The sequence below is a fragment of the Thalassotalea psychrophila genome (assembly GCF_031583595.1).
Classification (GTDB): domain Bacteria; phylum Pseudomonadota; class Gammaproteobacteria; order Enterobacterales; family Alteromonadaceae; genus Thalassotalea_A; species Thalassotalea_A psychrophila.
The window spans coordinates 3,190,640-3,213,603 of record NZ_CP134145.1 but is presented as its reverse complement, the minus strand read 5'-3'; the positions used below and the strand labels follow the sequence as shown (position 1 = coordinate 3,213,603).

At 38.4% G+C, this 22,964-nt stretch carries 14 protein-coding genes; 11 read left to right on the top strand and 3 right to left on the bottom strand.

Annotated elements, in window-relative coordinates:
- The first annotated feature begins 119 nt into the window (after positions 1–119).
- The 8 genes from RGQ13_RS13120 to RGQ13_RS13085 all read left to right on the top strand — a co-directional run bounded on the left by RGQ13_RS13120 (position 120) and on the right by RGQ13_RS13085 (position 11,341).
- Positions 120–830 (top strand): SapC family protein, encoded by a 711-nt coding sequence (locus RGQ13_RS13120; protein ID WP_348390200.1) that lies wholly within the window; start codon positions 120–122, stop codon positions 828–830.
- 38 nt (positions 831–868) lie between these two features.
- The gene (locus tag RGQ13_RS13115) at positions 869–2,425 is read left to right on the top strand and encodes a tryptophan halogenase family protein (protein ID WP_348390199.1); all 1,557 of its coding nucleotides are present in this window, start codon (positions 869–871) and stop codon (positions 2,423–2,425) included.
- A 33-nt stretch (positions 2,426–2,458) separates the two neighbouring features.
- A complete protein-coding gene (locus tag RGQ13_RS13110) occupies positions 2,459–4,051 on the top strand; it encodes a tryptophan halogenase family protein (protein ID WP_348390198.1) in 1,593 nt (530 codons plus the stop codon).
- Positions 4,052–4,096: 45 nt separating this feature from the next.
- Complete coding sequence (locus tag RGQ13_RS13105) at positions 4,097–6,733, top strand: family 20 glycosylhydrolase (RefSeq protein ID WP_348390197.1); 2,637 nt, start codon at positions 4,097–4,099, stop codon at positions 6,731–6,733.
- Positions 6,734–6,910: 177 nt separating this feature from the next.
- Complete coding sequence (nagK, locus tag RGQ13_RS13100) at positions 6,911–7,795, top strand: N-acetylglucosamine kinase (RefSeq protein ID WP_348390196.1); 885 nt, start codon at positions 6,911–6,913, stop codon at positions 7,793–7,795.
- 51 nt (positions 7,796–7,846) lie between these two features.
- On the top strand, positions 7,847–8,842 hold the full coding sequence (gene nagB-II, locus RGQ13_RS13095) for a glucosamine-6-phosphate deaminase NagB-II (protein ID WP_348390195.1): 996 nt from the start codon (positions 7,847–7,849) through the stop codon (positions 8,840–8,842).
- Position 8,843: 1 nt separating this feature from the next.
- Positions 8,844–9,959: an N-acetylglucosamine-6-phosphate deacetylase gene (nagA, locus tag RGQ13_RS13090; protein WP_348390194.1), complete on the top strand. Its 1,116-nt coding sequence runs from the start codon at positions 8,844–8,846 to the stop codon at positions 9,957–9,959.
- A gap of 59 nt (positions 9,960–10,018) precedes the next feature.
- Positions 10,019–11,341 carry a sugar MFS transporter gene (locus RGQ13_RS13085; RefSeq protein ID WP_348390193.1) on the top strand — a complete coding sequence of 441 codons (1,323 nt, stop codon included), beginning with the start codon at positions 10,019–10,021 and terminating at the stop codon, positions 11,339–11,341.
- A 191-nt stretch (positions 11,342–11,532) separates the two neighbouring features.
- On the opposite strand, the gene RGQ13_RS13080 is transcribed toward RGQ13_RS13085, so the two are convergent.
- Both RGQ13_RS13080 and RGQ13_RS13075 read right to left on the bottom strand, forming a co-directional pair.
- On the bottom strand, positions 11,533–12,597 hold the full coding sequence (locus tag RGQ13_RS13080; RefSeq protein ID WP_348390192.1) for an efflux RND transporter periplasmic adaptor subunit: 1,065 nt from the start codon (positions 12,595–12,597) through the stop codon (positions 11,533–11,535).
- 5 nt (positions 12,598–12,602) lie between these two features.
- Positions 12,603–15,725, bottom strand: a complete 3,123-nt coding sequence (locus RGQ13_RS13075; RefSeq protein ID WP_348390191.1) for an efflux RND transporter permease subunit — start codon at positions 15,723–15,725, stop codon at positions 12,603–12,605.
- Positions 15,726–16,036: 311 nt separating this feature from the next.
- Here RGQ13_RS13075 and RGQ13_RS13070 point away from each other — a divergent pair, with 311 nt between their 5' ends.
- Complete coding sequence (locus RGQ13_RS13070) at positions 16,037–17,188, top strand: efflux RND transporter periplasmic adaptor subunit (RefSeq protein WP_348390190.1); 1,152 nt, start codon at positions 16,037–16,039, stop codon at positions 17,186–17,188.
- Between the two features lie 9 nt (positions 17,189–17,197).
- Positions 17,198–20,308 carry an efflux RND transporter permease subunit gene (locus tag RGQ13_RS13065; RefSeq protein WP_348390189.1) on the top strand — a complete coding sequence of 1,037 codons (3,111 nt, stop codon included), beginning with the start codon at positions 17,198–17,200 and terminating at the stop codon, positions 20,306–20,308.
- 298 nt (positions 20,309–20,606) lie between these two features.
- On the opposite strand, the gene RGQ13_RS13060 is transcribed toward RGQ13_RS13065, so the two are convergent.
- Positions 20,607–21,047, bottom strand: a complete 441-nt coding sequence (locus RGQ13_RS13060; protein ID WP_348390188.1) for a hypothetical protein — start codon at positions 21,045–21,047, stop codon at positions 20,607–20,609.
- Between the two features lie 386 nt (positions 21,048–21,433).
- On the opposite strand from RGQ13_RS13060, the gene RGQ13_RS13055 reads away from it, so the two are divergent.
- Entirely contained in the window at positions 21,434–22,963 is a 1,530-nt protein-coding gene (locus RGQ13_RS13055; RefSeq protein WP_348390187.1) for a Re/Si-specific NAD(P)(+) transhydrogenase subunit alpha, read from the top strand.
- Position 22,964 lies beyond the last annotated feature (1 nt).

The following is a 22,964-nucleotide window of genomic DNA, read 5'->3' as shown; positions in this document are numbered from 1 at the left end:
GCAATTCCCATGGATGAGGGAAAATATTAAAAAAATTGAAAATATGACTTGTATTGGTTTTATACCTCGGTTTAGTCTAGTAGCCTAATTAAATAAGGCCCGCATTTCGGAGTAGTATTATGAGCCAACAAAATATTCAACCATTAAATAAAACAGCGCATGCAAAAACTAAAATAAAATCTCAAGCAAATTTTGCTCACGCTAAAGGGCAGCATCTTGCTCCTGTAGTTGTACATGAGTTTTCTAGAGCATCTGCTGAGTTTCCTGTCGTTTTTGTTAAAAATACAGAAACAGGAACATTTCAGTCAGTAGTTTTATTTGGCGTTAAGCCAGGCGAGAACTTATATACTGAAACTGATACTTGGGAAGGTACATACGCTCCTGCAGCAGTAACTAATTTCCCATTAGCTTTAGTACCAGAAAACAATGAATCTGATAAGTTTATGGTTGTTATTGCAACTGACAACGCTGTAGTGAATGAAGAAGAAGGTAATGCTTTATTTGAAGAGAATGGTGAAGAAAGTGAGTACTTAACACGTCGTAAAGAAGCGTTAGGGAAATACTTTGAACACTCACACATTACTCAAGCATTTACCAAAGAATTAGCCGATAGAGATTTACTAATTCAGCAGAATTTAGAAATTGCTGCTAACGGCGAGAAAATCCAGATCAATGGTCTGTATTTAGTTGATGAAAAGAAACTTAATGAACTTTCCGATGAAGACTATATTGCGCTTCGTAAACGTGGTTTCCTTGCGCCAATTTATGCGCATTTAAATTCAATGCACCAAATGCATCGTTTAGTTAAAAAGAAAGTTGCATTAAGCTAATTAACTTAGCAGGGAAACCTGCTATTTAAGAAGGCTTTATGAACGAAAAGAATGTCAAATCTATCACTATTGTAGGTGGTGGTTCATCCGGTTGGATGAGCGCGTTATATCTAAATAAATTATATAACCATAATCAAAAAAATATTGATATAACTGTTATTGAAAGTAAAGACATTGGCATTCTTGGTGTAGGAGAAGCGACAGTTCACTCTATTCGCTTCTTCTTCGCTGCTATGGGTCTTGATGAACAAGAACTATTGCATGAAACAAATGCCACATTAAAAACCGGCATAATGTTTAGAAATTGGATGCAGCCTAAAAGTGGCAGCACCCATGAATATTTCCATCCTTTCGAACACCAAGCTATTGGTAACATACTTGATATCTCTACTGCCTGGATTTTAAGTTCGCGACACCTATTTGAACGCTACGACCAAGGGGTCAGTTTATCTTCCCATTTAATGGCTAAAAACCTTAGCCCGAAAATGCCTTCATCAAAACCTTATCAAGGCATAGTGCCTTACGGTTATCATATCGATGCCACATTAATGGCTCGCTTCCTACGTAAAAAAGCGGAAGCTGCCGGCGTTATTCACGTTGAGGCTATGGTGAATAACGTTAACGTTAAAGATGGCAATATTGATAGTATCGATACCGACCAAGGCCAATTTAGTGCTGATATGTTTATCGATTGCACTGGTTTTAAAGGCTTGTTAATCGAAGCGCTAAAAGCAGATAATTGGCAGTCTTTCGAGCAAGAATTACCTTGTAATAAAGCGGTGGCCATGCAAGTGGCTTACAAAGATGAACAGGTGCCGCGCAGCTACACTACAGCAACAGCATTAACCAACGGCTGGGCTTGGGAAATTGATTTGTCATCCCGTCGTGGTACAGGTTATGTGTATGACGGAAGCCGTTTAACCAAAGAACAAGCAGAAGCTGAATTAAAGCAACATGTAGGTAAAGATGCAGAGGTACTAAAAACCTTGCACCTTAATATGAAAATAGGCTGTCGCAAAGAGTTCTGGATAGGAAATTGTATTGCCATTGGTTTATCGGGTGGTTTTATTGAACCGCTGGAATCGACAGGGTTACACTTAATCAACGTCAGTGTGAAGCTTTTATCGACACACATCTCTTCAAATCAAATTTCGCAAGTGTCGCGCGACTCTTATAATCGTTTAATGAATGGCATTTATGATGACTTAAAACGTTTCATCGTTCTGCACTATTGTTTAACTGATCGTGATGATAGTGAGTTTTGGCAACAGGCTCAAAAAAGTGTTGATTATTGTCCTGAGCTGAAACAACAAATCGAATTGTGGCGCCATAAAACCTGCGAGTTTATGGATTTAGCCGGCGGTTATGCAACCACTTTTACCGATGAAAACTATCGCTTTATTCTTTATGGTATGGATCATTTTCCTACACTACATATGCCTTATGATGAAGACAGTTGCCAACAAATTTTTAACCGTTTTACTTTTATGGCTAACAAAGCTCAAGCGGTAAGCTTATCCCATCAAGAATGGATAAAGCAGCGTAGTATGAAGGATTTATCTACAGATAACGTATCAATTAGTATTGGCTCTTAAGCACTTTTATCAATAATACGAGGAATAGAGCCAATGAATAACTCTGAAAATCAACAGGCGAAAGCTATTCGTTCAATTGTAATCGTAGGTGGTGGTACCGCGGGTTGGCTGGCGGCGAATCACTTAGCGAAACAATTAAAACCAACAGAAGCCAATGGCATTAAAATTACCTTGGTAGAATCACCTAATATCCCCACCATTGGTGTTGGCGAAGGCACTGTGCCAATGATGCGCACGTCACTACAGTACTTAGGAATAAGTGAAACCGAATTCATTAAAGACTGTGAAGTTACGTTCAAACAAGGGATCAAATTTGTTGATTGGCTTCACAACCCTGAAAAAACTAAAGCAAATGGGGGGGGCAATCATTACCACCATATATTTGATTACCCTTTAATTAATGAGTTTGAAGGCCTAACTGCTTATTGGTTGAAAAATTTAGCAGGCAATGAAACCTCTTTTGTTGATGCTGTTGCTTTTCAGGGCAAGGTTTGCGATGCAGGACTAGCTCCGAAAGACATCACCATGCCTGAGTTTCAAGGACAAACCAACTATGCATATCATTTAGATGCGGCAAAATTTTCAAAATTACTTTGTAAGCATGCAACCCAAACTATGGGGGTCGATCATGTTTTAGCAGAAGTTACAAAAGTAGAATTAGCTGAAACAGGTGATATAAAATCAATTCATACCGATACTCAAGGGGAAATAAACGCTGACTTTTTTGTTGACTGTACCGGGTTTAATGCTCTGTTATTAGGTAAAACTTTAGGCGTAAAGTTTATTGATAAAAGTGACGTGTTATTTGCCGATTCAGCACTAGCCATTCAAGTGCCATATGAACACCCAGAACAAGATATTCCTAGTTTCACTTTATCAACGGCAAAACAAGCGGGCTGGATCTGGGATATTGGTTTAACCAATCGTCGCGGCACAGGTTATGTTTACTCAAGTAAACACAGTAGTGATGATAAAGCTGAGCAGGTTTTGCGTAATTATCTTGGTAAATCTGCAGATAAATTAGATGTTCGTAAAATAGATATGAACATTGGTTATCGTGAAACCTTTTGGCATAAAAACTGTGCCGCCATTGGGTTATCACAAGGTTTTGTTGAGCCCTTAGAGGCTACCGGATTATTAGTTTTTGATGCCACAGCAAAAATGTTGGCCAGTCAATTTCCGGCTAACCGAGAGCATATGGATATTGTTGCTAAAAACTTTAACGTTCGAGTGAATAGTAGTTGGGAAAAAGTGATTGAGTTTATCAAGCTTCATTACTTTTTATCAAAGCGCGATGATAGCCAGTTTTGGTTAGATAATCGTGACCCTGATACTTGTCCACAAAGTTTATTAGATCGATTACAACTATGGAAACATCAATTACCCAGTGCTTACGACTTTGCCAGTGGTTTTGAAATTTTCAATTTAGAAAATTATTTATATGTGCTCTACGGCATGCAATTTCACACCGATTTAAGCGCCATGGCGTATCGATATACAGAGTCGGATAAAGCAGTCGATTTTTTTAAACAAATAAATCAGCATGGCTTGTCTTTAACCGAACAATTACCTAATCACCGAGAGTTAATTAATAAAATTCATCGGTTTGGTCTGCAAAAGCGTTAAGCATTCATTTTAACGAGTTAACACAAAGTAGGGAATACAAACACAATGAACAAGATCGTTGCATTATCAGTTGCTGCAAGCTTAGCTTTAATGGCTTGCACTGATGTAAATGAAAGCTCAAGCAATACACTTAATCAGTCTCAGCTTGATCAATTATCCAACAGCTTAAACGTTGAATATCAGTTAATCACTAATGTTGCTGACGAAAATTGTGATCCGAACCGTCACGACGGTGCTTGTTTTCAATTACAACTAAACTTAACCTCGCCAGAAAACGTTAACTCCAGCGATTGGGAAATTTACTTCTCTCAAATAAACCCGGTGCAAAGTGTTGATAGCAAGTTGTTTACTATTGAGCATGTGAATGGTGATTTACATAAAATTGTGCCAACGGCTAACTTTACCGGCTTTGAAGCTGGACAAACTTACCCGTTAAATTATCGTGTCGACTTTTGGTCATTGTCAGAAACTGATGCTTTGCCAAATTATATCTTAAGTGTTGATTCATTAGAGCCTAGGGTGATTAAAAGCACTCAAACAACCATAGATGCAGAAACTGGACTTGAAATTTATCCGTTTGTTAAGAGCTTTACGAGTGTTGAAAAACACTTTAAACGCACACCAACAGATCAAACACAATGGGCTACGGCCGATGTATTGTTTGAACGCAACGCCAAAATGCAAGTTGCCAATAATGAGCTACAAAGTAGCTTAATTCCATCACCTAAAAGAATGGACGTCACAGACAATGGTCTATTTTTAGATTTAACTAATGGTATACACCTAACGTTAAATGGCGTTGAAAAGGTCAAGTTTACAGCCGCGCTTAAGCGGTTAGCATTTCTTGGTGTACAAGAGGTAATGCAAGGCGTTGCTGTTAATTTAACGTTAGACAAGTCGCTTAAAGGTGATACTGGCAGCTATCAATTTACCGCGAATGAACAAGGAATAACTATCCTGGCTAATGATAATTCAGGCTTATTCTATGGTTTGCAATCAATTGCAGCGCTTGTGTCATTAGATAAATTAACCATTCCTCATTTAACTATCGAAGATGAGCCACACTATCAATTTCGCAGCATGATGGTCGATGTTGCTCGAAATTTTCATTCTAAGCAGTTCATTTTCGATTTACTCGATCAAATGGCCGCGTATAAATTAAATAAGTTTCACCTACACCTTGGTGATGATGAAGCTTGGCGCCTAGAAATCAATGATTTGCCAGAGCTTACCGATATTAGCTCTAAGCGTTGTTTAGATTTAACGGAGCAACGCTGTTTATTACCTCAATTAGGGGCAGGAGTTGATCCAAATAGTTCGGTAAATGGTTATTACAGTAAACAAGATTATAAAGAAATTTTACAATATGCGTCTGAGCGTTTCATTCAAGTAATCCCGTCTTTAGATATGCCCGGGCATTCACGCTCTTCTATTGTAGCCATGAAAGCACGATACAATAAATTAATGGCGCAAGGTGACGAACAGGGCGCTAAACAATTTTTGCTGCATGATCAAAACGATACTACCGTTTATTCTTCGGTTCAATACTATAACGACAATACAATTAATGCGTGTATGGAGTCATCTTATGACTTTATCGCTAAAGTAATGGATGAGGTTAAAGTAATGCATAGCGACGCCGGCCATCCTTTGACTCGTTATCACATTGGTGCTGACGAAACTGCCGGTGCCTGGGTTGAGTCGCCTATTTGTAAAACATTTATCGCCGAGAATGATTTGGGTATTACTAAAGCAGAGGAGCTTGGTGCGTACTTTGTCGAGCGAGTAGCTGAAATACTGAGTGAGCGTGATATTGAAACTGCCGGTTGGAATGACGGTATGATGCATACTAATGTTGATAATATGCCTGAAGTCGTACAAGCGAATTCATGGGGAATTATATATTGGCAAGGACACCAAGCTGCACATAAATTAGCGAATCAAAATTGGGAAATTGTAGTTTCAACCCCTGATGTAACGTATTTTGATTTTCCATACGAGCCTGACCCGAAAGAGCATGGCTATTACTGGGCATCTCGACATTCAAATACTGAGAAACTATTCCAATTTATGCCTGATAATTTACCTGTACATGCTGAATTTTGGTTGGATAGAGAAGATAAGTCTTATAGTACTGATGATACGGTGAAATTGGACGAACAAGGCATGATAATTTCTGGACCACTTAAGTCGGGTAGAACATTTGCCGGGATACAAGGGCAGTTATGGAGTGAAAATACTCGCAATGATGATTTAGCCGAATATAAAATTTTCCCGCGTTTATTTGCTTTAGCTGAGCGTGCTTGGCATAAACCAGAGTGGGTTGTACCGTACTCTTATAGTGGCAAAGTTTATAGCAAAGAGACCAATAACTTTACTGACGACATGCGTAAAAACCGTGATGAACAATGGGCAAACTTTGCCAATATTATTGCAAATAAAGAACTGGCTAAATTAGATAAAGCACATGTGTTTTATCGAATTCCAACCGTCGGCGCTAAAATGGTTGATGCCAAATTGATGACTAATACAGCTTACCCTGGACTGTATATTGAATATAAGTTGGCCGGTAAACAATGGCAAGCATGGACCAAACCAGTAAGCATCAGTGGAGATGTAGAAGTCAGGGCACGTTCAATAGACTCTAAAAGGGCAGGTAGAAGCCTGTTTATATCCCATTAAAGTATATAATTAACAATCGCTTACATAGAAACGATAAGTTAATATTAAAAAAATGTAAAAACATAATGACAGCGCTGTCATTTGTATGTAATATAAATTTAACAATTCAGAATGTGCTGACCAAATAGAATTTTGAAAGCATGTTTTGACCAAAGGCACATTTGCTAAGAGGCGTTAATGAAAAGTAATAAACAACAGCTATTTTTAGGCATTGATGGAGGCGGCAGCAAATGTAAAGCTGTGATCCTGAATAATTCAATGCAAGTGCTGGGTGAGGGAACCTCAGGTGCTGCTAATCCTTTTCATAATTTAGAACGTGCACAACAGTCAATTAGTCATGCAGCAGACTTAGCGTTAGCTGATGCTAACTTGGATATTTCCTTAAAAAGTGAACTCATCGCAGGCATAGGTTTAGCTGGTGTTAATCTGCCAAAGTATTTTTCTCTAATGGAACAATGGCAACACCCGTTTAAAAGCATGCATTTAGCGACTGATTTACATATTGCCTGCTTAGGTGCACATAGTGGAAAAGATGGTGCCATCATGATCAGCGGTACTGGCTCGTGTGGCTACGCAACGGTAAAAGGTGATTCATTAGTAATAGGCGGACATGGCTTTCCACATGGTGATGTTTGTAGTGGTGCTTGGTTAGGGTTTAAAGCAGTAGAAAAAGTACTTCTCAGTTTTGATGGCTTAATCAACGAAACATTGCTAACGGAAAAAATATTTACCGCTCTTAATTGCACTGACTCTAACACCTTAATTGAAACCATTGCCGGTAATGGTGCCACATTTTATGCAAAATTAGCGATTAGTGTGTTCGACGCTGCCGACGCCGGTGATGAAATAGCAAAAGATATCATTAACGAAGGCTGTCAATATTTTGAAGCTGTATTTAATAAGTTAATGGCAATGAATCCTAATAAACTGTCACTAATTGGCGGTTTAAAACCTCGTTTGATGCAATGGCTAAGTCCGACCGTTGTAAAGCAAATTAGTGAGCCTGAAAATCTTCCTGAAATTGGTGCTGTACTGTTTGCTATGAACGAGCATAAAAACTGACTGGTTGATTTTAAACGAACACGTAAGTTAAACAAATAATTGAGTAATGTTATGACCACATTAATGGAACAAGAAGCTAAGCAAACCCCACAAGTGATTGCGCAGCAGATAAAATTAAATGCAGCGGTTGCTGAAAAAATTGGCAATAAACTTAGTAATTTTGATCCGAAAATGGTGATGATCATTGGCCGTGGATCTTCTGATCATGCAGGGGTATTTGGTAAATATTTAATAGAGATTGAAGCTGGTATTCCTACATTTGCGGCCGCACCATCGGTAGCTTCAGTATATGGAAAAACCTTAAAGCTTGCTAATGCCTTTGTTATTGTTATTTCTCAGTCTGGTCGTAGCCCTGATATTTTATCGCAAGCAAAAATGGCCAAAGATGCTGGTGCTTATGTTGTGGCGTTAGTTAATGATGAAACATCGCCGTTAGCTGAGCTTGTAGATGACGTACTGCCATTACGAGCGGGTCCTGAAAATTCAGTCGCGGCAACGAAAAGCTATTTAGCAACTCTATCTGGTTTATTACAATTAACCGCTTATTGGAGCAAAAACAACGAACTGATCTCTGCGTTAGACTCTTTGCCAGGCGCGCTTTCGAAAGCGATTGATGCACCTGCACAATTAACTATTGATGGTTTAGGTGACACTCGCAATTTAGTGGTGTTAGGCCGTGGTTTAGGTTATGCAGTTTCTAAAGAAATCGCCCTTAAATTAAAAGAAGTCTGTTCAATTCACGCGGAAGCATTTTCAAGTGCTGAATTTTTACATGGGCCGGTTACGCTTGTGGCGCAAAAACTGACTATATTAGATTGTCATGTAAATGATGAGTCTGATCAATCTCACAAAGAACAAATCGCTGAGGTTAAATCCCGTGGTGCAGATTTAATACACTTACAACAAATTGTAAATGATGTTCACCCTAGATTAGCTCCTTTGTTAGTGCTACAACGCTTTTATTTAGATGTTGAAAAAGTAGCTTTGGCTAAAGGTTTCAATCCAGATGAACCACAAGGTTTAAAGAAAGTTACTAGGACTCTTTAGTATGCTTAATACGATTAACATAGCAAAATTCTTTGATGGCCAAACGTTACGTGAAAATGTAGCTGTTAGCTTTGCTGATGGAAAAATTGTTAGCGTAGAAAAAGCTGAAATAGACATTCAACCAGGAATTATGGCTCCGGGTTATATTGATGTACAAGTTAATGGTGGCGGCGGAGCATTATTTAATAGTGATCCAACAGTGGAAACAATTAAAACTATTGGTTTAGCACATGCAAAGTTTGGTACGACCGGCTTTTTACCCACCTTAATTACCGATAAAGTTGATGTTATGCAACTTGCTGCCGATGCCGTCAGTGAAGCATTAAAACAACAAACACCTGGTGTTTTAGGTGTACATTTTGAAGGGCCGCATTTATCTATTCCTAAAAAAGGTGTGCATAGCCCAGAGTTTATCCGCAGCATTACAAAAGATGAGATGGCGGTATTTACTCGTCAGGACCTTGGTAAAGTTGTGGTTACACTAGCGCCTGAAAACGTATCAACTGATGATATTAAAACATTAGTCTCTGCCGGTGTTCATGTATGTTTAGGTCACTCAAATGCAGACTACGGTACAGTTGTTAAAGCGTTAGCCGCTGGGGCTACAGGTTTTACGCATTTGTTTAATGCTATGTCAGCATTTGAGTCTCGTGCACCAGGTATGGTTGGTGCGGCTTTGTTAGATGATAACAGCTGGTGTGGCATAATTATTGATGGCCATCACGTACATTTTGATACCGCTAGGCTAGCGATTAAAGCAAAAACTACCGGAAAAATTATGCTCGTCACTGATGCTATGCCACCAGTTGGCACCGATGATGATAGCTTTCCATTTTTTGACTCGAAAATTATTAGAACTGGAGACCGATTAAATGCGCTTACAGGTGAATTGGCGGGATCTTGTCTGGATATGGCTGGGGCAGTAAAAAATACGGTTGAATATTTGCAGGTAGAACTTACCGAAGCCTTGCGTATGGCATCAACATATCCATCTGAATTTTTAGTGCTAGATAATCAAAAAGGGCGCCTTCAACCCGGCGCCTGTGCAGATTTTATTATACTTAACGATGATTTGACTGTGCAGCAAACTTGGATTGCAGGACAGCAAGTTATTTAAATTGCAAATAAACTCACTAAAACAATAATAATATAAAACCAGCTTATATAGGCGAAATTATGACAACAGCAACAGCAGACACACAGAGCAATACTCAAAGTAGTTTTGTGCCAATGATGATTATTGGCATATTGTTTTTTATCTTTGGTTTTGTAACATGGTTAAATGGGTCTTTGATCCCGTTCTTAAAAATAATATGCGAATTAAATGAGTTTCAAGCATTATTTGTAACCTTCGCATTTTACATTGCCTATACCGTAATGGCTTATCCAATGTCGACCATTTTAAGTAAAACTGGTTATCGAAATGGTATGGCTTTCGGCTTGGCCATCATGGTTGTTGGGGCATTGTTATTTATACCTGCCGCAACGACAGCCAATTACGTATTCTTTTTAGTGGCGCTGTTTACTTTAGGTACTGGCTTAACCATTTTACAAACTGCTTCCAATCCTTATTTAGTTCATGTTGGACCAAAAGAAACCGCAGCTGTTCGTATTTCGGTAATGGGTATTATCAACAAAAGTGCAGGTGTTCTTGTACCTATTTTATTCACCGCATTAGTGTTATCTGGCATGGGTGATTTTTCTGAAGATGCTTTAGCTAGTTTAGACGCAGCAACACGCGCCGCTAAAATCGAAGAGTTATCATCACAACTAATTATGCCGTATGTCTACATGGCTATTGTTTTAACCGGTTTAATTGCGTTAGTTAAGTTTTCTAATTTACCTGAACTTCATATCGAAGAAGAAGAGTCAGATGTTGAAAATACCACTGGTATATTAAACTTCCCACAAGCTATTTTAGGCGCTATTGCATTATTTGCTTATGTGGGAGTTGAAGTTATTGCCGCGGATACTATTGGCTTATATGGCTCAGGTGTTGGTGTAGAGCACTTTGCTTCGCTTACTTCGTATACCATGGTAGGTATGGTGATTGGTTACATAATTGGTATTATCGCAATACCTAAATATGCAAATCAAAAAACGGCGTTGATCGTTTGTTCAGTTGCTGGCGCATTATGTATTTTAGGTGTGGTAATGAGCTCAACAACAAGTACCAGTATTGCAGATGTATTATGGGGCTGGTCTGGAATTCCTGTTATTCCTGACTCACTAACATTTGTTGCACTAATGGGTTTGTCACATGCTATGGTTTGGCCGTTGATTTGGCCTTTAGCATTAGATGGTTTAGGAAAGTATACAGCTCAGGGTTCAGCATTACTGATAATGGGTATTGCTGGCGGTGCATTGTTACCATTATTGTTTGGTAAAATTGCACAACTTAATGGTGATACACAGGTTGCCTATTGGATTGGTTTACCATGTTACTTATTCATTTTATTTTATGCTGTAAAAGGTCATAAAATGCGTAGTTGGTCTTAGTAAAAAGTTCTCTCTCCCTAGAGAATAAAAGCCCTGACTTTTCGGAGTCAGGGCTTTTAATTATTTAAGAAACGAGAAACGAGAAACGAAAGCCATTATTAGTTCGAATTTATATTACTTTAATTCTAAGATAAAAAAACCAGTCCAACTTGATTGATAACCGTTTTGTTCTTAGTCTCTCGTTTCTGATTTTAGCTTCTATCTTGTATACTAACTTTTTGTCCCTCTTGTAAACGCTCTGCGCCGCGAATAGCAACATTATCTCCAGCTTCTAAGTCACCTTTAATTGCAACCCAATCACCTTGACCATCACCAACAGTAACTGTCGTTTTATGTGCGGTATTTTCTTCGTCTATTTTCATCACGTAAGTTTCATTTCGACGTAAAATCAGCGCATCACGATGAATTGCTAAGGTTTCAATTTCAGCCTGTACGGGGATCTCTACTTTAACTAATTCTCCAGCAGTCCAGTATTGTACGCTGTCATGATCTAAGGTAATGCGCAATTCAAAAGTTTGCGAACGCGGATCTGCTGAAGGAATTATCGAGTTTATTTGCGCTTTAGTTTGATAATTATTACTAAACACCGTTAGTGGTTTATCCCTTTTAATAAAGGCCATGTAACGAATTGGTACAAACAAACGAACCTGAAGGTTTTCAGTATCAATAAACCTTAATAGTACTTGCGAGCGATTTACATCGCTACCTTCTCGTTCTAAACGTTCCGTTATAACACCAGTAAAAGGCGCAACAATATGAGCACGCTCTATTTGGTCATTAATTTGTTTTAACTTTAATTGCGCAATTTCTAAATCGGCCGCTGCTAATTCATATTTAGAGCGAGTTTGATCTAGTTGGAATTCGGCAGTATTATTTTGCGCCTTTAATGTCTGTAAGCGAGCTAATTCACGCTTTAAGTAGGCTAAATTTATATTTTCTCGCTTAATTTGAGCCTGCTGTTCAAGCTGCAATAGTTCAAGTGGAAAAGTATCCATTTTTACTAGCGTTTCACCTTTATTTACATAACTGCCAGGTTCAATAATCCATTGTAGTTGGCCACTTACACCAGCTGTAATCGCGACATTTGAGCGACTATAAACGGTACCTAATAAATTGGCGCTCGGCGATAAATTAGTGTGTTTAACAAGTTCAACCTTTACCGGGCTAGCGGGGCGCTCAGCTTGAGCAAAGGCAACATTACCTAAACATAATAAGCTACTAATTAGAACTGCGGACTTCATTAAAAATATTTTCATAATTATTACTCATTTACTGCTTTTGATTGCAAATTTTCTACGTGTAAATCTTTTGCATCTATATTGTCAAAACTACCCTTGTTTGTTTCTTCGCCTAAGCGTAATAAACTTGGTAGTAGAATTAAGGTAAATATGGCACTTATTGTCATGCCGCCAACGATAACGGTGGCTAAACCGCGATAAATTTCAGCCCCAACACCTGGCATTACCATTAACGGTAGCATGCCAAAAATACTTGTTAAGGTACTCATATAAACTGGTCTGGCTCTTATTCTTACCGCTTGTGCTACAGCAACTCTACGGTTAGCACCTTCAGCTTCAGCGACTCTGGTTTGATCAACTAATAAAATGGCATTATTAACTACTAGTCCTAATAAAATGATAAATCCAATCATTGTTAACAAATCTAGTGATTGAAATGATACAAGATTTAAAAGCGCTAATGAAATCACGCCACCGGCTACAGCCATTGGCATCACTAATAACACTAAAATACTATCTTTTGCGGATTTAAATAACGCTGTCATCAGTAAAAATAAAATTATTAATGCGAGTATGAAATTAGTGATCATATCGATGATCGCTTGTTTCATTTTATTAGCATTGCCACTTAATTTTATCGTAGCATTACTCGGTAAAACTTGATTCATTTGTGGGATTACGAGTTCGTTCAATGTGCTTATTGTCTCCTCTAGAGACATGTCTTCTGGCGGTGACACCCTTAAACTGATTGTTCGTTTACCGTCAACTCTACGCAATTGAGTAGGGCCAACTGTGCGTTTAATTTGTGTAAGCTCTCCCAATGTTTGTACTCCGGCAAGTGGAGTGTAAATTGGCAAAGATGCCAGTTCATCTGGGTTTGACCACTGTGAACCACGCAGAATAATGTTCATCCGATCGTTACCGTCAAAATACTCACTAACAAATAAACCATCGGTAAAGGCTCTTACGGCATTGGCAACATCGCTTCTATTGAGCCCTGCTTGTGCAATACGGCGATCATTGGGGATGAGCTGTAATTCAGGCTCTGCCATTGATAAACCAGGGATGGGTTGGGCACTTACTCCTGACATGTGTTGGTTGATGGCGCTAATTCCGGTTTTTGCAGTTAACATCAGCTCTTCAAGATCTGGCCCTTGAATATCTAAATTTACTGAACGACCATTCCCTCCGCCACTGACGTTTATCATTGAGCCCCTAAATAAATACACTTGCGTATCTGGTAGTTCTGAAAGAATATCACTGCGGACTATTGTCATTAACTCTTCTACTTTGCTAGGGTCGTCAGCATAAATAAAGCCACCACTGAAACTTGCACCATAAGAATAAAAGTTATAGCTTTTTATCTTAGGTAACTGTTCGCCGGTTAAGTGTGGCTGAATACGCTCCTTAACCAATTGTGCCATTTCTTTGTCTATAAAATTTAAGTTACCGCCCGGTGGTAAGCTGATATTAAAGAAGAAACCATCTATAGGGGTTCTAGGCATAAAATCGGTTTTAGGAACAAGCAATGCACTTAGTGCTATTGAACCACCGAGTAAAATGCTAATCCATGTATATCGTTTTATTGATGAGTTCGTTAAACGCATAACTAATGAAGTGATTTTTTGCCAGTAATGTTCAAAAGGATCTGCTTCAGGTAAATCTTTTAACCAATATTTACTGGCAATAGGCAAAACTGTAATTGCAGCGACCAATGAAGCAACAACAGCTATTGATAGCGTTAATGCTAAATCAGAAAACAACTGTCCTTCAATGCCTTGCATAAACAGAATAGGTAGGAATATTGCGACACTGGTTGCGGTAGAAGCAAATAATGCCCCGGTAACCTGAAATGCACCTTGAATAACGGCTTTGTGATTTTTAACACCGCTAGCTCTAAGGCGAACAATATTTTCTTGAACAATAATTGCAGCATCGAGCACCAAACCAACTGCAAATGCCAAACCTGCTAGTGATATTACGTTCAGACTACGATCAAACAGGCTTAAACCTAAAAATGCTACCATTAATGAGATTGGTATGGTGCTGGCTATAATTAGCGTTGGTTTTAAACCGCGTAAAAATAACCATAAAACTCCTAGCGCTAGTAGCACACCTAAACCCAAGTTACTTTTTACAAGGGTTAGGGCATTTCTGATATGTACTGATGAATCAAAACTTAAATCAATAGTAACGCCATGCTCAGTTAACACACCTGTGTTGAGTTCGGTAATAGCAAGGTTGATATCATCTAATAATTTTACCGTATTGGCATCATTATTACGGGTTACTGTGATGTAATAAGCTGGGCTACCGTTTCGTAACGTTAAGCCAAAGCGGTCAACCAAAGCTTCTTCTATAGTTGCTATGTCTTTTAAAAATATAGGACGTTGATTTTGATAGCCTATGATCATGTCATTAAGGCTACTAACATCATATTGACCAATAAATCGAACTGTATATTGTCTTCTCCCTACATCAGCAAAGCCACCAGATATATCCGCTGAACGAGCAATTGTAGAACTAATTTTACCTAGTTCAATGCCCATTGCTGCGGCTTGATACGGGTCAAAACTAATACGTAGCTCTTTAGGTCTTTTAGAGTTTAAGTTTACTTGACCAATACCAGGAATTCGAGCGAGTCTAGGCTCAACAACATCTTCAATAAGTTTTTGATAACTACCAATATTTTTATTTGGATTGCTATCTAATATTTTTACTAAAAGAGACGCGGCATTTGGACCTCCACGGCCGCCACCAGCAGCAACAACAGGTTCAATAGCATCTAATGGCAATGGTGGAGCTTGATTCAACTTATTAATTACATCAAGCATGGCTTGTTGCATATTAGTGCCAACAGCAAACGTTAGGGTAATATTACCGAAACCGCTATTAATACTGGTGGTAACATCGGTTACACCACGAGTGTTTTTAACAACATTTTCTTGTGGCTCTATGATCACAGATTCCATCTCTTGTGGAGAAGCACTGCGCCAACCGGTTGAAATTGTTATTTGCGGCTGTTCAATATCAGGCGTTAACTGGATCGGCAGTTTAGCAATACTTATCGCTCCAAATACAAAAATAAGCGCGACAATCACTAGAATAGCAGCGGGATTATTTAAGGAGCTACGGGTTAAATTCATGACAAGAATTCCAATCGTTTTTTACACATTGTTAATGCTGTACATTATAATGAGTTAACGAAACATTAACATTTACAAAGTGTTTCTAATTATTTCACTCAGTGTAATTACTTTTGACCGCAATTTGGCTGTTTTACGACCAATGCCAGTTTGGTTACGTTAGATTACAATTTAATGGTTATTTGTAACAATGAAATTGAAACTTATTGATTAATATCAATGTCTTTAGGTCATAATGTAAATGATGTCTATACTCACTGTAAGTACTTGTAATTAAATTTATACTTAATATCTAAATCTTCGGAATTTTTATGAAACCAATGAAAATGATTAAAACCCCTTTAATAATAATAGCTTTGCTAAGTTTGCTTGCTTGCGGCCAGCAAAAACGAGAAAAACCACAAGTTGAAGTGGTGGTGAAAAGTGCAGAGCAATATCCATATCAAGTCAGAAATACTTTTGTTGGGCGTTTAACTGCTTCAAGTGATGTTGAGATCCAAGCTCGTGTGAAAGCACGGATCACAAAAATTAATTTTAAAGAAGGTAGTAATGTTGAATTAGGTGATGTGTTAATTGAATTAAACGACAAAGAGTTACAAGCAGAATATAAGCAAGTAAAAGCAGAAGTCGCAAAGTCAGAGTCAGCACTAAAAATAGCAAGAAAGAACTACAATAGAGGGCAGGAATTAAAGCCCGATGGTTATATTTCTGATTCTGAACTTGATGCCCTTGAAGATAAGGTAGCAGAAAGTAATGCTGCAGTAGAAGCGGCATACGCCAAGCTTGATAGTGCAGAAGTTAATTTATCGTATACTCGCATCCTTGCGCCTATTTCAGGAAAAATAGATCGTAGCAAATTCAGCGTTGGAGATTTGGTTAGTCCTGAGGTGGGTTCTTTAACCACAATTGTTTCGATAAACACCATGGAAGTACCATTTCAAATCAGTGAATCTACATATTGGAAAATGGTCCGTAAATTACAAAAAGCACATCTCAGTAAAGATGAAATGGCAGCGTTGAAACCAACAATATTAATTGCTTTTGATAAAACTGATATTTATGAACATCAAGGTCAAATTGATTTTGTATCCAATAGAGTTAATCCAGAAACAGGTTCTATGGAGGTTAGAGCAACTATCCCTAATCCTCAAGGAATATTAAAGCCCGGGCAATATGTGACAGTCATCGTAAAATCTAAGGCGAGTGTTGATACATTAATGATCCCGCAAACGGCGGTACAATCTGATCAACAAGGCGATTATGTAATGACTGTTGTTGAGGGTAATAAAGTTATGCGCAACAATGTAAATTTGGGTAAACGTGTTGATTTATTAGTTATCGTTGAACAGGGTTTAAAACTTGGTGATGTGGTCGTTGTAAGAGGCGTGCAAAAAATACGTCAAGGCCAAGAAGTAAAAACAAAGTCCGCAGACCAATCCAGTCAAAATTCAAGTGACTCATAGGCGATAAGAATGATTAGTAAAACATTTATTACTCGGCCTAAACTGGCCTTAGTTATTGCTATAGTGTTAACTTTAATTGGCATTATTTCGGGTATTAATTTACCAATATCTGAATACCCAAGTGTAGCTCCTCCGCAAGTTGTGGTTAGCGCAAACTATGCAGGGGCTTCATCATCAGTGGTTAAAGAAAGTGTTGCCCAGCCAGTTGAAGAGGCTGTAAATGGCGTAGAAGGCATGATTTACATGTCGTCAAAAAGTGCCAACGATGGCACTTATAAACTCACCGTAACATTTGCTGTTGGCACCGATCCTGATCAGGCTTTAGTACGGGTACAAAACTTAGTTTCTATGGCTGAACCCAAATTACCTGTTGAGATTCGAACCGCTGGCTTAACTATTAAAAAGCAATCTCCTGACATGTTATTTTTAGTTAACTTATTTACCAATAACGATGAATTTGATCGAGTGTTCATTTCAAATTATGCCAAAATCAATTTATTAAATGCGCTAAAGCGTGTGGATGGTATTTCAGAGGCGACCATCATGGGCGAAGCCGCATATTCAATGCGTATTTGGCTTGATCCAGAATTAATGGCTGGATTAAAGGTTACTCCTAGTGATGTTAAAGCCGCATTGCAAGAGCAAAACATTCAAGTTGCCGCTGGTAAAGTTGGCGCTCCTCCATATGATAACAATGTACAAACTCAATATTCATTACAAGCTAAAGGTAAACTAACCACAGTTAAAGAATTTGAAGAAATTGTTTTACGTGCTGATAATAGTGGCTCTTTAGTGCTGCTAAAAGATGTTGCCGATATTGAGTTAGGACAAGCCGACTATGCCGTAAGCACTCAAGTTGATGGTAAAGATGCTACTACAATAGCTTTATATCTTTTACCTGGCGCAAATGCTTTAGAGTCAGGCACAAAAGTAAAAGAATTAGTAGCCGAGATGTCACATGGGTTTCCAGTTGGCCTTGAGTACTCTATTGGTTATGACACCACCCGTTACGTAAGCACTTCAATTTCTAAAGTAGTGATTTCTTTATTACAAGCAATAGGTTTAGTAATCGCAATTACTTTTGTATTTCTAGGGAGCTGGCGTGCTGCTTTGGTGCCATCCATAGCGATTCCAGTGTCACTGGTAGCGTCATTTTCAGTATTGTTATTAGCTGGCATGTCGATAAATACAATAACTTTATTTGGTTTGATATTAGCCATTGGTGTAGTGGTAGATGATGCCATTTTGGTAGTAGAAAATACTGAACGACACTTAAGTGAAGACCCCTCTATGACGCCTGAAACCGCCGTGACTAAAACCATGGAAGAAGTGTCGGGTCCTATTATTGCAACAACATTAGTTTTGCTTGCAGTATTTATTCCTGTGGCAATGCTTCCTGGGTTAACTGGTATTATGTATCGCCAGTTCGCGGTAACTATATGTGTCGCAGTATTATTTAGTTCTCTAAATGCGTTAACCTTGTCACCTGCTTTGTGTAAGTTATTATTGAAATCTAACGAGAAAGAAGCGACTTGGTTTAAAAAATTCAATAGTGGCTTTAATTTTATAAAAGATAAATACGGTGCAGCAGTTGCTATCCTAATACGTAAAACATTTGCCATGGCAGTTGCATTAGTAATTCTTTTTGTTGTGTTAGGTTATGGTTTTATGAACACCCCTACGGGTTTTGTACCATCTGAAGATAAAGGTATTTTTATCGTTAGTGTACAATTACCCGATGCAAGTTCTATTAGTCGAACCGAAGACGTTTTAGCAAAGTTAACTACTCAACTGCAAAAAGATGATCGGATAGAAAGTATTACTTCTGTTTCTGGTTATAGTATTTTAAATGGAGCTGCACAAAGTAATGCTGGCTCTATGTTTATGGTATTAAAGCATTGGGATGAACGAGAGGCTCGGCAAGACATCGTCTTTGCAATCACTCAAAAAGTTAACTATTTAGCCTTTATGCATATTCCCGAAGCACAGGTTTTTGCTATAGCACCGCCTGCGGTACCTGGTATGGGGGCTGTTGGGGGACTCGAGTTTATACTACAAGACAAGCTTGGCGCATCGGCAAGTGAATTAGCCAGCGTGTTAAACCAATTTGTGGTAGAAGCGAACCAACATCCTGCATTAACCGGTGTTTATAGTACTTATAGAGCAAATGTACCGCAATATTTAATTGATGTTGACCGTACTAAAGCAAAAACTCTGGGTATAAGTGTTGATAGTATTTTTAATACCCTGCAGGCGCAATTGGGCTCGGTGTATATAAATGATTTTAATAAGTTTGGTCAAACTTATAAAGTGATCATGCAGGCTAAACCTGAATACCGAGAAACCATTTCAGATCTTCAATCGTTATATTTACGCAATAACAATGGAGACATGATCCCGTTATCAACAGTTGCGTCAGTAAAAGATATTCATGGGCCAGATTTAAGTGAGCGTTACAACTTATTTAATTCAGTAAGTGTTAGAGCCTCCGCAAGCCCTGGTTATAGTTCAGGTGATGGTATTGCCGCCTTAGAAGAGGTTGCGGCTAACGTATTACCGCAAAGCTTCCAATATGAATGGACCGGCATGACTTACCAAGAAATTGAAGCTGGCAATATGGCTGTTTATGCATATGCATTGGCATTAGTGTTTATATACTTATTTTTAGTGGGGCAATATGAAAGTTGGTCAATACCAATATCAATAATTATGGTAGTGCCTGTAGCCATTGCTGGCTCCTTAGGAGCAATTAATGTTGTTGGTTTACCACTGAACTTATTTGCACAAGTTGGCTTGATATTACTGATAGGCATGGCAGCTAAAAATGCGATATTAATCGTTGAGTTCGCCAGAAACTTAAGAGAAATTGAAAACAAGTCTATTTTAGATGCAGCAAGTACATCTGCACAATTACGTTTTAGAGCTGTGTGTATGACTGGTGTCTCATTTATCGCCGGTATTGTTCCACTAGTTATGGCTACGGGGGCAGGGATGTTTAGTCAAAAGTCTCTTGGTATTACTGTTTTTGGCGGTATGACGGTAGCGTTAGTGATTGGTACGCTTATTATTCCTGTGTGTTATGTGATGATACAGAGCGCGAGAGAGAAGCTGAAAGCTTAGGAGTAATATTTAGAACAACAATATGCTGCAGGAGGTCCCGGATATCGCTGCGCGATTCCGGGATGACGGTGTATATTTTCTAATGGTATATACCGTGCTTGTTAACTTAAACCGCGTCATCCCGTTATGTTGTTGAACGGGACCTTCTTTCGGTTAAAACGTGCCTTAAAACAATAGCTGTTCAACTCTCGTTTCTAGATTCTCGCCTCTGAACATTTTAAATTAAGCGATATGGAATTATGATTTGAATTTAAAAGGTGGAGTTTGCTTTTCGTTTCTAAACTCTCGTAACTCGCTTTTACGTATACTCTTCAAGTTGTATCAACATAGCATTACCATCGACCAAACTAATGATTCCTTCAACCCAAACGTATTTATTGAGTTTTTTCGAACGATAACGCATGATAATTTTTGCTTCACGATTTCCTAATATTTCAGAGGAAATGAAAGATACGTCAGTGCCAATTCGAGACCGACTTTTATGACCTTGGGCCAAATAGTTAATGTATTCAATTTTAGAATAGTTCAGGACAAATCCGTAACCGTTAGAACCTTGGGTTACGGTTACAGATATTTCTGGAGATAAAATCGTTTGCAGTAGCCCCATGGCTTCTGTTTTATGAAAATCTACAAACTGTTGAGCAATATGGTTTATGGACTCTTCAGACAATACTTCTTCTGCAATAGCTGAAGAACTAAAGTTAAGCCAAACCATAAGCAACAAAATTAATTTATTCATACCCTGCTTATTATCGCATCCGTTAGCACAAAGTGAATAATACTTCTTATCCACTTCCCAAGTCTCAATATGGCGAGTGCTGTTTCCAAAAACTACTAATAATTTATAAAATAGTAATTGGTTTTAGGGACGTATATTTTTGTTATTTATTATTACGGTTTATCTAAAGATACCTTATTTCAGGTCTTTTTGCGTAGTTTTTTTTAAATTCGATAAAAAATACACAAATAATTAGAGTTAAGGTTCTAATTATGATTTAAAAGTGTTACTAATAAATTTATCAAAGAACAAATTTAAACAACTAAAAACAATAAAGTCATAAATTAAATGATTGAAATTGTACTAATATTTACATCAACTAAATAATTATTATTAAGGTAGATTCTATGCAAATCGGTATACCTAAAGAAAGTCTTTCAGGTGAAAATCGTGTTTCGGCATCTCCAGCATCAATTCAAGCGTTAATAAAGCTTGGCTTTGAAGTAGCTGTAGAGCAGAGCGCTGGTGATAAGGCCAGTTTTAACGATACTGTTTATCAAGACGCAGGTGCAACAATTGTAACTAAAGAGCAAGCTTGGCAAGCTGATATTGTGATGAAGGTTAATCAACCTGAATCAGCTGAAGTTGAGTTATTAAAAGATGGTGCAAAATTAGTAAGCTTTATTGCCCCAGCTCAAACGCCAGAGTTATTGGAACAATTAAGTGCTAAAAACGTAGACACCTTAGCCATGGAAATGGTGCCTAGAATGACGCGTTCGCAATCTATGGATGCGTTAAGCTCTATGGCAAATATTGCCGGTTACCGTGCTGTTATTGAAGCAACTAATCATTTTGGACGTTTTTTAACGGGCCAAATAACCGCGGCGGGTAAAATACCACCAGCGAAAGTAATGATTATTGGCGCTGGCGTAGCAGGTCTTGCTGCAATTGGTACCGCAGGAAGTTTAGGAGCGATTGTACGTGCATTTGATACTCGTCCGGAAGTAAAAGAACAAATTGAGAGTATGGGCGCCGAGTTCCTTGAGCTTGATTACGAAGAAGAAGATACCGGTAGTGGTGATGGTTACGCTAAAGAAATGAGCCAGGCATTTATTGATGCTGAAATGGCTCTGTTTTTAGAGCAAGCCAAAGATGTTGATATCATTATTACTACGGCGATGATCCCAGGCCGTCCAGCACCAAAACTCATTACCGAAGAAATGGTTAATGCGATGAAACCGGGCTCTATCGTTGTTGATTTAGCGGCTCCTGGTGGCGGTAACTGTGAACTAACTGTTCCTGGTGAAATAAACGAAGTTAACCAAGTGAAAATTATTGGTTACACAGATTTTGTTTCTCGCTTACCTAACCAGTCAAGCCAGTTGTATGCAAATAACTTAGTTAACTTAATGAAGTTATTGTGTAAAGAAAAAGACGGCAATATCAATATTGATTTTGACGATGTGGTACTGCGCAACATGACCGTGGTTAAGGATGGGGAAGTCACTTTCCCACCACCTCCTATTCAAGTTTCAGCAGCTCCTGCTGCGCCTAAAGTTGAAGCGCCGGTTGTAGTGGTCGAAGAAGGTCCAAAATCAAATACTGTTAAATACGTTAGCATGGCAGCTGCCGCTATTGGATTTACCTGGATAGCAAGTGTTGCACCAGCTGATTTCCTATCGCATTTTACTGTGTTTATTTTAGCCTGTGTTGTTGGTTATCATTTAGTTTGGAATGTTACTCACGCATTACATACACCATTAATGAGTGTTACTAATGCAATTTCTGGAATTATTGTTGTTGGTGCTTTATTACAAGTCGGCAGTGATTCACTCGCTGTGCAGGTACTGGCGGGGATAGCTATTCTCATTGCCTCCATTAATATCGCCGGTGGCTTTTTTGTCACCAAACGCATGCTTAAAATGTTTCGGAAATAGG